The organism is Pseudomonas sp. IT-P2 (assembly GCF_949767575.1).
GTDB lineage: Bacteria > Pseudomonadota > Gammaproteobacteria > Pseudomonadales > Pseudomonadaceae > Aquipseudomonas > Aquipseudomonas pharyngis.
The window spans coordinates 977,578-989,313 of sequence record NZ_CATKQA010000011.1; the positions used below are offsets into that span (position 1 = coordinate 977,578).

Sequence of the window (11,736 nt, forward strand, 5' to 3'; positions counted from 1 at the left end):
CCTCCAGCTGCGCCAGATAGGCCCACGGGTAAATCCCGCGCTGGTGGCCGTCGCTGAACACCAGCTGCAGGCCATAGCCCTGAGCGTTCAATTCGATGACCCGCACACGCGGGTCAACCATGGGCGGCGAGCCCCGCAGGCGAAACGCCCGGCATTGCGAGCACGGGCATTGGCGGCGCAGTTCGGCATGCTCAAGCAGTTGCTCGCGGCCATCCGGCCAGCTCAGCAGCAACCGGTGCTCACGTTGGGAGTTGCCGACCGACAGCGGATTCATTGCAGCTGACTCAAGGCAATCCGCACGGCTTTGCGCACTTCCGGGTCGCCGTCGTCCTGCGCGGCCTGCAATGCCGCCACCGCTCCGCGATCATTCAGTTCGCCGAGGGCCAGCGCGGCTTCCTTGCGCAGGTTGCTGATGCGATGGCCGAGGGTGTCGATCAGGGCGTCGAGGGCTGCGACGTACTTGAGGCGCCCGAGGCTGCGGGTCGCGCGCAGGCGCACTTGCCAGTAGTCGTCGGCCAAGGCTTCGATCAGCGCCGGCCCGGCATCGGTATGGCCGACCTTGCCGAGGGTGGTCGCGGCTTCTTCGCGCACTTGCCAGGCCTGGTCCTGCAAGGCCTGACGCAACGCAGGCAGCACGTCAGCGTCACTTGCCAGGCCCAAGGCGCCGGTGGCGGCGCGGCGCACTTCGGTGTCCGGGTCATCACTCGCCAAGCGGGACAGTGCCGGCAATGCGTCGAGTTGCTTGAGCCAGCCGAGCACGCCGACGGCTTCGCGGCGGACACTGGCGTCGGCATCGTTCAGAGCCTGAGTCGCGGCCGGCGCAGCGCCGGGGAAACGCAACTCACGCAAGGCCCGGAACGCGGCAATCCGCACGCCGGTTTCGGCATGGGCGGTCCACGGCAGAATCACCCTGCCCGCCGCTTCGGTCTTGAGCAGACTCAGGCTCTGCGCCGCTGCGGCTTGCACGGCCGGGGACGGATCCGTCAGCGCCTGGCACAGCGCTTCAACCACCGGCTCGTCTTCCCAGGCTTCCAAGAGACGCGCCGCTTCGGCACGCACTTCTTCGGCGGGGTCTTCGGCCAGACGCTCGACCAGCCAGAGCAGACCGTCCGGCTCTTCGAGGTCGGCCAGGTCGATCAGGGCAATCCGCCGCACCCCGGCATCATCGGCGGTGAGGCGTGGTTGCAGGGCGAGAATGTCGTCGTTATCGGTCACAGCAAAAAATGAGGTCACAGGGCAAATCTCGGCAAGGCGTTTTCGGGAGGCAGGCCGAGCGGATTGAGGCGCGGCAGCGGTCGGTCGTTGTCGTGGCGCAGCAGGTCGAGGCAGTGGCGCTTGAGGCGCGAGAACTCGTGGCTGGTGACCAGTTCGGTGGTGCGTGGCCGGGGGAAATCCAGGCGCAGGTCTTCGATGATTCTCCCTGGCCGTGCGCTCATCACCAGCAAGCGGTCGGCAAGGAACAGCGCTTCGTCGATGTCATGGGTGACGAACACCACGGTGGTGCGAATCCGCGTCCAGATGTCCAGCAACAGTTCCTGCATGTTCAGCCGGGTCAGCGCGTCCAGTGCGCCGAAGGGTTCGTCCATCAGCAACAGCCGTGGCCGGTTGACCAGCACCCGGGCGATCTCCACCCGTTGCTGCATGCCGCCGGACAGTTGATCCGGCCAGCGTTCGGCGAAACCTTCGAGGCCGACCAGTTTGAGGATTTCATCGGCGGCGCGATGGCGCTCGACTTTGCCGATGCCGCGCATCTTCAGGCCGAAGGCAACGTTGTCGCGCACCGTGCGCCACGGGAACAGCGTGTGATGCTGGAACACCATGCCGCGCTGTGGCGACGGGCCGGACACGTCGGTGCCGTCGACTTTCAACTGTCCGCCATGGGGCTGCAGATGCCCGGCCAGCGCGCCGAGCAAGGTCGATTTGCCGCAACCGGACGGGCCGAGAATACACACGAACTGGCCCGGTTCGATCTGGCAGTCCAGCCCCTGCACCGCTTCAAACGCTTGCCGGCCTTCGCCGAGCACGATGGACAGCTGACGGATATCGATCCGCCCTTCCGGGGTTTGCATCACGCTCATCAGGCTTTTCCTCGTGGTCGATGCCAGGGCGTGAATAGCCCGCCCAGGCGTTTGATCAGCAGGCTGCTGCCCATGCCCAACACGCCGATCAGCAACATGCCGACCACGATGTCCGCATAGTTCTGGATGGTGTAGGACTCCCAGGTGTAGTAACCGATGCCGAACTGGCCGGAGATCATTTCGGCGGTCACCAGGCAGAACCACGACGTGCCCATGCCGATCGCAAGGCCGGTGATGATGCTCGGTGCGGCACCCGGCAGGATCACTTCCAGCAGGATCGCCCGACGCCCGGCCCCGAGGCTTTTGGCCGAGGCTATCAGGCGTGGATCGACACCTTCGACGCCGTGCACGGTGTTGAGCAGGATCGGGAACAGCGCGCCGGTGAAGGTGATGAAGACCATCGACAGTTCCGACGACGGGAACATCAGGATCGCCAGTGGAATCCAGGCCACGGCAGGGATCGGGCGCAACACTTCCAGTGGCGGCAGCAGCAGGTCTTCGGCCCACTTTGAGCGGCCGATGGCCAGGCCCAGGGCGATGCCGATCACCAGCGCCGCGAGGTAACCGGCGAAGACCCGGCCGAGGCTGGCGCTCAGGTGCTGGATGAGCTTGCCGGAGTCGCCGAGGCCGAGGGCGGCTTCGATCACGGCCAGCGGGGTCGGGACGTTGGCGAAGGTGACGAGGCCGAGGTTCCAGTGGTGGCTGGCGGCTAGTTGCCAGAAGAGCAGGCAGAGGAGCAATGAGGCGGCTCGGGGGATCCAGCGTGAAAACATATATCACCTCTGATCGTTCCCACGCTCCGCGTGGGAATGCATCCCGCGACGCTCCGCGTCACAGTGGACGCAGAGCGTCCATGGCGGCATTCCCACGCAGAGCGTGGGAACGATCTACGTTTGAGTTAACGACTGGCCACTGCCTGAGTCGTGGCATCGGTGAAGTCGAGGACTTTCCCGCCCTGCGCCGATGCAAATTGCTGCGCCTGGCCTTTGAGCAGGAACGCGCTGAGGCGCCCCTTCGCATCGCTGGCAAACCACGCCTGCTCCGCCAGCAACTTGATCCCGCTGTCACTCGCCTGGGCATACACCGCACGGATGTTCTTGCCTTCCGACTTCAGACCGGCCAACGCAGTGAACGCCTCTTCAGCCGAGGCATAGCGCCGGACCTTGTCCTCACCGCGCACCCAGATTTCCGCGACATGGCTGAAATCGCTGATAGCTTTTCCAGTCGCCGCATCGACCGACTTCAAGGGCGTCTGCGCGTAGTTGGCCAGTTGCGCGGTGTAATCCAGATTCGAGGCCTTGAACGCCGCGCGGATGTACTGATCGTCGATAAAGGTGTTCAGGTCGAGCCCGCGATCGGCCTTCTTCAGCAGCTTCAGCGTGTCGATGGCAGTGCCCACGGCCTGGCGGTATTCCGGTTTCCAGCTCAGGTCGCGGGTCTGCACGCCGAGCGGGCCGTGGAACAGATAATTGACCTCGGCATCAACGCCGGTGACCTTGGCGATCAGCTCGCTGTATTTCTCCGGTTCGGCGGCCAACAGTTGATTGGCCTCGATGCTGGCGCGCAGGTAGGCGACGACGATTTCCGGGTATTTTTTGGCGTAGGCCTGATCCACCAGCGCACCGTGGAAGGTCGGTGCATTGGCTTGGGCACCGTCGTAGATCTTGCGAGCAAAGCCACGGCTCGGGAACAGCTCGGCGAACGGTACGAAGTCGGCGTGGGCGTCGATCTTGCCGGCCTGCAACGCGGAACCTGCGACCTCCGGCGGTTGGGCGATGATGTTCACGTCCTTCAGCGGGTCCCAACCCTGCTCCGCCACCGCGCGCAGCAGCATGCCGTGGGCGGTGGAGGCGAACGGTACGGAAATGGTCTTGCCCTTGAGCTCACTCAGCGACTGCACGCCCGACGCGCTCGGCACCACGATGCCGTTGCCGCTGCCCTTGATGCTGCCCGACAACACGCTGATGAACAGGCTGTGTTTGCCGGCGGTTTCAAACGCCACGCCGTTGAACGCACCGGGGAAATCGGCCATGGCGCCGAAGTCGAGTTTGCCGGCGACCATCTCGTTGGTCAGCGGCGCGCCGCTGGTGAAGTTCTTCCACTGCACGTCGTACCTGGCATCCTTGTAGGCGCCGTCGTGAGGCAGGTATTTGTCGAGCAGGCCCAGCTCGCGAATCAACAGGCCGCCGGCGGCGCAGTTGATGGTGGTGTCCTGGGTGCCGATGGCAATGCGGATGGTTTCGGCCGAGGCCGACAGGGTGAACGAAGCCAGTACCAGACCGGCGATTGCTGCACGCAACATGGTTGAATCCCCTCGAATCATTTATAGGATGTTCGTCTCCGCCGCGATCAGGGCGCGGTGGGAAACGAGGGGTGTGTTGAATCAGGCGTCCGGTGTTGCCGGATAGCGTTTTTAGCGAAGCAGATACGGGATTTCGACTTTGACGGCGCCGGTCGGGCAGTCCTTTTCGCAAGGCATGCAGTACCAGCACTCATCGAAGGCCATGTAGGCCTTTTGCGTGACCGGGTTGATCGCCAGCAGGTCCATCGGGCAGACGTCGACGCACACGGTGCAGCCCTTTTCGGCGATGCATTTGTCCTCGTCCACGGTGACGGGGGCGTTGGAGCGGAAGAAGATTTCCTGGGCTTGATAGGCCATGGTTCGGACTCTCTCTAGTGATGCATCAAGCGGCGAAAGCGCCGACCCGCAAACGGTCGTAGGCCTGCATTTCCTCGGCATCGAGCGGGATGATGTAAGGCTCGACGGCTTTCTTGAAACTGGTCATGCGCCCGTCTTCGCCCTTCTTCAGGTGGCAGTGGCAGAACCATTCGCGGTCGTCTCGTTGCGGGTGATCGACGCGGTAGTGGTACAGGCCCCAGCGGCTTTCGGCGCGGAACAGCGAGGCGCGCGCAGCCATTTCGGCGCAGTCGCGGATCACGCTGGTTTCCATGGCGCGCATCAGTTCATGGGCATTGTTGGCCTTCATCTCGTTGAGATCGCGTTCAATGTCGCTGAAGCGTTGCAGGCCGATTTCCATTTTTTTGGTCACTTTCGGCGGTTGCAGGTAGTCGTTGACGAAGCGCCGCAGCTTGTACTCGACCTGTGCCGGCGGCAGACCGTGTTCGCGATCCAGCGGTGCGTAGACCCTGGCCTTTTCCTTCTCGATCTGCTCGGCATCCAGTGCGGAGAACTCGCGCCCGGCAACAAATTCCGCCGCGTTGTTACCCGCGAACCAGCCGTAGGTGAACGCGCCGAGCATGTAGTTGTGCGGCACGGCAGCCATGTCGCCGGCCGAGTACAAACCTTTCACCGAGGTTTCGGCGCGCTCGTTGACCCACACGCCGGACGCCGAGTGGCCGCTGCAAAAACCGATTTCCGAGATGTGCATCTCGACCATCTGCGTGCGGTAATCGGTGCCGCGATTGGCGTGGAACTGGCCGCGACTCGGGCGCTCGTTGCTGTGGAGGATTTCCTCGATGTTCTGGACGGTTTCCTCGGCCAGGTGATCAAGCTTGAGGAACACCGGGCCGTTGCCGCTCTCCAGTTCCTGGTGGAACTCCCACATCATTTGCCCGCTCCAGTAGTCGCACTCGATGAAGCGTTCGCCCTTGTTGTTGGCGGTGTAGCCGCCGAGCGGGCCAGTGACGTAGGCGCAGGCCGGGCCGTTGTAATCCTTGATCAGCGGGTTGATCTGGAAGCACTCGAGGTTCGCCAGTTCGGCCCCGGCGTGATACGCCATCGCGTAACCGTCGCCAGCGTTGGTCGGGTTTTCGTAGGTGCCCATCAGGTAACCCGAGGACGGCAGACCGAGTCGGCCGGCCGCGCCGCAAGCGAGGATGACAGCCTTGGCCTTGATCACATGGAAGTCGGCGGTGCGGCAGTCGAACCCCATCACGCCGTTGACGGCGCCCTCCTCGTCAGTCAGCAGACGGGTGCAGACCAGGCGGTTGGTGATGCTCACTCGCGCCCGCTTCAACTGGCGATACAGGACTTTTTTGATGTCGTGCCCTTCCGGCATCGGCAGCACGTAGGCGCCCATGTGATGGACCTTCTTCACCGCGTAATCGCCGGTTTCGTCCTTCTCGAACTTCACGCCCCAGCGGTCGAGTTGTTCGATGGTTTCAAAACTGTGCGTCGCGTAGGCGTACACCGCCGCCTGATTGACGATGCCGTCGTTGGCAATGGTGATTTCCTTGGTGTACTGCTCGGGCGTCGAGTGGCCGGGGATGATCGCGTTGTTCAGGCCGTCCATACCCATGCTGATCGCGCCGCTGCGTTTGACGTTGGCCTTGTCGACCAGCAGCACGCGCAGCTCCTTGTTCTTTTCCTTGGCCTTGATCGCGGCCATCGGGCCAGCGGTGCCGCCGCCGATCACGACGATGTCGTATTCCTGTTCGAGGGTATTGCGGGTCATGGTCACGCCCCTTTTTGCCGGTCGATCCGCAGGCGGTACTGGAACGCATCGCCACGGTAGTAAAGGTGTTCGAAGTCCAGCGGCTGACCGTTGGCGTCGTGGGTCAGACGCTCGATGCGCATGATCGGCGAGCCGGCCTCGACGTTCAGCGCCTGGGTCAGGTCGCTGTCGGCCAGCACCGCGTCGATGGCCAGATCGGCATGGCCGAGGGCGATGCCGCAGTCGTTCTCGAGGATCAGGAAGATGTCGCGGGTGACCAGATCGGCCTTCTCCAGACGCTCGCCGACCGCTTTGGGCAGGTAGGTGATTTCCAGCGAAATCGGCTCGCGATTGATCAGACGTACGCGTTTGATCTGCGCAACAGTTTCGCCTTCGGCGACCTGCAAACGCTCGGCGACCAGTTTGTCGGCGGCGATGAATTTGAAGCTGCGCAGGCGGTTGATCACCTCGTAGCCACGGCCGGTCATGGACTCGGCGAGGCCTTGCAGGGTGCTGACGTTTTGAAAGGTCTTGGGTTTGGCGACGAAGGTGCCTTTGCCGTGGATCTTGAAGATCAGCCCTTCCTTCTGCAGATCGCCCAAGGCCTGGCGCACGGTGATGCGGCTGACCTTGAACAGTGCGCCGAGCTCGCTTTCGGACGGCATCTGGCTGTCTTGCGGGTATTCGCCGTCGAGAATCCGGGCGCGCAGCACGTCGCGCAGTTGGGTGTGCAGAGGAACGCTGCTTAAGGAGAGAACGTTATCGGTCATCACGGGATCACTTGTTATAACGAGTAATGACGTGATCTTAGAGACGTTATGACAAGCTTGAGAAATATTGTTTGGGCATAACCTTAGATGCGCCTTCAGTGGCGCTTGAGGATCTGATCCATGACCCAATCGGTCTTCAGGGCCTCTGCGGCGACAGCCGGGTGCCGGGACTCACCGCGAATCTGCGCGTTCATGCCCAGCACGTGGTGCCACTGGATGTGTTCGTGATGGGGGATTTCCAGGCTGATGCCCTCTTCGGCATGCAGCTCGACCGGATGCTCATCGAACACCGAAAACCCGATCCGCCCTTGGCTGCCGATGATCTCGACCCGATCCTCGCGCCGGTCCGCAACAAAGCTCCAGCAGCCCATGCCCAACGCACCCGAGGCGAATCGCCAACTGGCGCTGACCGCATCTTCCGCCGCATACAACCCAGCCTGGCGTGCGGTGAAGCCGGCGACTTCAACGATGTCGCCAAGCAGGTACTGGAACAGGTCAAAACCATGGCTGGCCAGATCCGCGAAGTACCCGCCACCGGCCACCGCCGGATCGGTGCGCCAGTTTGCGCTACCGTCCAGATCCTTGGGCGATGGCGCCTTGGTCAGCGTCCAGCTCAAATGCCGCACCTCACCGATGCGCCCCTGTTCCAGCCATTGCCGAACCTGCTGGAAGCGCGGCAATGAACGGCGGTAATAGGAGACGAACAGGTGCAAGCCGGCGTCGGCAAACACCTGCTGCATTTCGCGACTTTGCCCGGCATTGAGCGCCATGGGTTTTTCCACGCAGCAATGCTTGCCGGCGGCGGCGACTTTCAGGCTGTAGGCGTGGTGACTGTCGGGTGGCGTGGCGATGTACACCGCGTCCACCTCGGGGTCGTTGATCAGGGCATCGACGTCGGTGTACGTCCGGGCGATGCCGTGGCGCGCGGCGTAATCGGTCACCGCTTCGAGGCGTCGCCCCATGACGGCCACCAACGCCGAGCCGGGGGCCTTGTAGAAGGCCGGCCCGCTCTTGCGTTCAGCGACGCTGCCGCAACCGATCATGCCCCAACGCACCACGTGCATGCTTGCGCCTCAGCCGATGCGCAGTGCGCGCAGGTCGAGGTGGCCGTTTTGCAGCGGCGGGCACCAGTAGTAGCCGCCGGTGATCGGCCGGCTGATGCGGTACAGACCGTCGGTGACACCGTCTTCCAGACCGCTCATGCGGCGCAGTTGCGCTTCGAAGGCATCAAGGGAGAAACCGAACGCGAGGAACATCAGGCCGGCGCGATCGCCTTCGATCCACGGCATCGAACGACGCACGACGAAGGCTTCCGGGGCGAAGCTTTCCTGGGCGGTGCGTTTGACGTGAGCGGACACCGGGGCGTCGTCGATCTCTTCGTTGTCGCTCAGGCGACGGCCCATGATGTTGTCCTTGTCTTCAGCGGACAGCGCATGGAAACCCTTGAGGTCGTGCTGCCACTGCTGGATCGCAGCGAAGCTGCCACCGACCAGACCGTCAGCGCCTTCACTTTGCAGTGCGGCGGCGATGGCGGCTTCGTCATGGGGGTTTTCGGTACCGTCTTCATAACCGGTGAGGTCATGGCCGTCCTTGTGGCGGAAAGCTTCCTGCATCTGCACCAGACGCAGCGCCGGGGCCAGGGCGGCCTCAAGCGCAGTGCTGCGGTTGAGCAGCTCGCCACGGTCGACGCCGTGCAGCCAGACCCACAGGGCGTGCTGGGTCGACGGGTTTTCCACGCCAACGCCGGTCAGCGCCGGGAAGCTGCGCAAGCCGTCGATGTGCACATTCAGGGCCTTGGCCAGGGATTCACCGAAACCGACCACCGCCGACTTGCCATCCACCAGGTTCAGCAGGTTGTCGATCGCCTGCGGCAGCGCTTCAACCGACTCGAGAGCGAAAAACAGGTGACGTGCTTGCGGCGGAACAGGGGTGGCGAGAATGCCCGGCTGGTAGTAACTCATGTCGACTCCTTGGAAAGAGCGCGGAGTTTAACTGTAGGCGGAGGGTTTGTGGGGGATTGAAATGGGTTGGATAACGTCAAAAGCGCCCTCACCCCAGCCCTCTCCCGGAGGGAGAGGGAGCCGATCCGGGAATATTTAAGATGGATTGCGACCTGAAAAAACACCTGGGAATCCATAATCGACACAAACCTTTCAGGTCGATGTATAACGCCAGACACCTCGGTCGGCCCCCTCTCCCTCCGGGAGAGGGCTGGGGTGAGGGGTATCGGTCTCAAGTCAAATCACAGAACTCTCCATGCGCCACGCACTCGGACTCTTCCCCGTCCAACGCTTGAACGCCCGGCGAAAACTGCGCACGTCGCTGTAGCCGACCTCCTCGGTAATCCGCTCGATCGGCATATCAGGATTGGCCAGCAAACTCATGGTTCGCGCCTGCCGCACCTGCTCCAGCAGCGCCTCGAACGTCAACGAATGTTCAGTCAGCCGCCGACGCAAAGTCCGGCTGCTCATGTTCAAGTCACCGGCAATCTTTTCAATGTGACTGCCCCGGCTCAGATCCCGCGCAATCGCCCGCTCCACGGCCTGGATCAGATCAAGTTTCTGATGAACCTGCGCCGCTTCCAGCTCCAGCAGTTTGACCGCCTGACGCAGCGCCAGCGAATGATGATTGGGCAAATTCACATCCAGCCATTGCACGTCGATCAACATCCGATTGTGCAGGCAACCGAAGCGCACCTCCGGCCCCAGCAGACGGCGGTATTCATCAACGTAATCCGGCGCGGCGTGCATGAACTCCACGGCAATCGGCTTGAACGTCTCGCCCACCAGCGCCCGGCCATAGACCAGCAGGCTGGCGAAAAACTCTTCAACGGCAAACACCTGCACCTCGGCAAACGGCAGCCGGCACTCAACGTCGACGTAGACCTGATCGCCCACCACATCGACGCTGGAAACGACGATCCCGCCGGAGGTGTGCTGATGCCGAACGCCAATGTCGAACGCATCGCGCAAGGTCTTGCACAGCGACAGTACGTGCCCCAGCAGCCCCAGCGTACCGAGCACGTTCTGCGCGCCCACCCACAGGCCCAGCCCCTGATTGGGCAAAGCTTTAAGCCCCCGCTGGATCATGGCCACGGCCTGTCGGTAGGAAATCCGCTGCGCCGGATCCTGCAGGTCTTCGAAATCAAAACCCAGGCCACGGCACAGGCTCTGCGGCTCGATGCCCTTGTTGGCGGCGACTTCGGCCAGGGTTTGCAGGAGAAACGGCGACACCAGCGCCAGTTCGAAGGTCGGGTCTTGGACTTTTACGTTCATGGGGGCTGACATTCCGGATCACGCTGAATTGTTATTTTTGTTACCGGTTATGTCGAAGGAAGTTAGCACAGGGTTGACGAAGTGTCCGCAGAAGCCCCCATCCGTGTCCGCCAATACCCTGCCCTGTCGTGCGCCAAGGGCTTATTTCTATCGTAGCCGGGCACCCTGCGTGCCGGCGTTGCGCCCAAAACACAATAATAATGAGGACGGACATGACCCCGAACCGCGCGACATTCCCTGTGCGACTGGCGCTGAGCCTGCTCGGCTGCGCCGCGACCCTGCCGGTGCTGGCCACCGAAGCCGGCGTCGACAACATCGGCCCCGGCACCGACGGTTTTTTCATGCTGCCGCTGGAGGTCGACAGCCTTCCGGAGAACATGGTCGCCTTCAACCTCTACTACAACCACTACAAGGCTCGGAAGCTCAACATCAGCTCGTTCGGCGGCAAAGTGCCGAATGTCGAGATCGAATCCACCGCCGTCATCCCGCGTCTCGATTATCTGAGCCCGGTGCGGATTTTCGGCGGACGCCTGGCCGGTTACATCGCCCAGCCGTGGCTCAAGCAGGAAGTCTCGGTGTTCGGCCTGAGCGACACCCGCGAAGGCATGGGCGATACCACCATCGCACCGATCATCCTGTGGGACATGGGCAAGGACCTGACCCTCGGCGCCGCCGTGGAAATCACCGTGCCCACCGGCGAATACAGCGTCGATCGGCTGGCCAACACCAGCAACAATTTCTACACCTACAAGCCGCTGTTTTCCTTCACCTGGTTGCCGACCGAGCGCACCGAGGTGTCGATGAAGACCACCTACAGCTTCAACGAGAAGAACAAGGACACCGACTACAAGTCCGGGCAGATCTTCCACTTCGATTACTCGGCCAGCTACAAGATCACCGACGACCTGATGCTCGGCATCAATGGCTATTTCCTCAAGCAGACCACCGACGACAAACAGTTCGGCCACACCGTGCAGTTCGCCGGCGAAGACGTGAACGACGGCGTACGCGGCAAGGTCTTCGCCATCGGCCCGGCGCTGCACTTCACCTTCCTCAAGTACGCCAGCGCCGAGATCCGCTGGGCCAAAGAATTCGACGTGGAGAACCGGCCAGAGGGGGAAATGTTGTGGGCGAAGGTGAGTATTCCGTATGCTTTTTAAATAAAAGAACCGAAAAAAAAAGGGCGGCCAAACGGCCGCCCGAAGCGTACTACACGAGA

The 11,736-nt window shown here is 62.5% G+C and carries 11 protein-coding genes and 1 pseudogene; 1 reads left to right on the forward strand and 11 read right to left on the reverse strand.

Going from position 1 to position 11,736, the window contains the following annotated elements; all coding sequences use genetic code 11:
• Window positions 1-4: 4 nt before the first annotated feature.
• The 11 genes and pseudogenes from ACM6JM_RS11090 to ACM6JM_RS11140 all read right to left on the reverse strand — a co-directional run.
• Window positions 5-274, reverse strand: a pseudogene (locus ACM6JM_RS11090) (DUF971 domain-containing protein); the annotation flags it as partial.
• Complete coding sequence (locus tag ACM6JM_RS11095; RefSeq protein ID WP_414881858.1) at window positions 271-1,233, reverse strand: HEAT repeat domain-containing protein; 963 nt, start codon at window positions 1,231-1,233, stop codon at window positions 271-273. The pseudogene ACM6JM_RS11090 and the gene ACM6JM_RS11095, both read right to left, overlap by 4 nt.
• Entirely contained in the window at window positions 1,230-2,078 is an 849-nt protein-coding gene (locus ACM6JM_RS11100; protein WP_210710852.1) for an ABC transporter ATP-binding protein, read from the reverse strand. The genes ACM6JM_RS11095 and ACM6JM_RS11100 overlap by 4 nt, the downstream gene beginning before the upstream one ends.
• On the reverse strand, window positions 2,078-2,851 hold the full coding sequence (locus ACM6JM_RS11105) for an ABC transporter permease (RefSeq protein WP_039768884.1): 774 nt from the start codon (window positions 2,849-2,851) through the stop codon (window positions 2,078-2,080). Before ACM6JM_RS11105 ends, ACM6JM_RS11100 begins: the two co-directional genes overlap by 1 nt.
• A gap of 125 nt (window positions 2,852-2,976) precedes the next feature.
• Complete coding sequence (locus ACM6JM_RS11110) at window positions 2,977-4,380, reverse strand: ABC transporter substrate-binding protein (protein ID WP_103386679.1); 1,404 nt, start codon at window positions 4,378-4,380, stop codon at window positions 2,977-2,979.
• Between the two features lie 111 nt (window positions 4,381-4,491).
• On the reverse strand, window positions 4,492-4,737 hold the full coding sequence (locus ACM6JM_RS11115; RefSeq protein ID WP_414881859.1) for a ferredoxin family protein: 246 nt from the start codon (window positions 4,735-4,737) through the stop codon (window positions 4,492-4,494).
• Window positions 4,738-4,762: 25 nt separating this feature from the next.
• Window positions 4,763-6,493: a fumarate reductase/succinate dehydrogenase flavoprotein subunit gene (locus ACM6JM_RS11120; protein ID WP_414881860.1), complete on the reverse strand. Its 1,731-nt coding sequence runs from the start codon at window positions 6,491-6,493 to the stop codon at window positions 4,763-4,765.
• A 2-nt stretch (window positions 6,494-6,495) separates the two neighbouring features.
• The gene (locus tag ACM6JM_RS11125) at window positions 6,496-7,242 is read right to left on the reverse strand and encodes a GntR family transcriptional regulator (protein WP_064597137.1); all 747 of its coding nucleotides are present in this window, start codon (window positions 7,240-7,242) and stop codon (window positions 6,496-6,498) included.
• 95 nt (window positions 7,243-7,337) lie between these two features.
• Window positions 7,338-8,306 carry a Gfo/Idh/MocA family protein gene (locus tag ACM6JM_RS11130; RefSeq protein ID WP_414881861.1) on the reverse strand — a complete coding sequence of 323 codons (969 nt, stop codon included), beginning with the start codon at window positions 8,304-8,306 and terminating at the stop codon, window positions 7,338-7,340.
• 9 nt (window positions 8,307-8,315) lie between these two features.
• The gene (locus ACM6JM_RS11135; RefSeq protein WP_085668241.1) at window positions 8,316-9,203 is read right to left on the reverse strand and encodes a Dyp-type peroxidase; all 888 of its coding nucleotides are present in this window, start codon (window positions 9,201-9,203) and stop codon (window positions 8,316-8,318) included.
• Between the two features lie 276 nt (window positions 9,204-9,479).
• Window positions 9,480-10,517 carry an AraC family transcriptional regulator gene (locus tag ACM6JM_RS11140; RefSeq protein ID WP_414881862.1) on the reverse strand — a complete coding sequence of 346 codons (1,038 nt, stop codon included), beginning with the start codon at window positions 10,515-10,517 and terminating at the stop codon, window positions 9,480-9,482.
• Window positions 10,518-10,729: 212 nt separating this feature from the next.
• On the opposite strand from ACM6JM_RS11140, the gene ACM6JM_RS11145 reads away from it, so the two are divergent.
• Entirely contained in the window at window positions 10,730-11,677 is a 948-nt protein-coding gene (locus ACM6JM_RS11145; RefSeq protein ID WP_414881863.1) for a transporter, read from the forward strand.
• Window positions 11,678-11,736 lie beyond the last annotated feature (59 nt).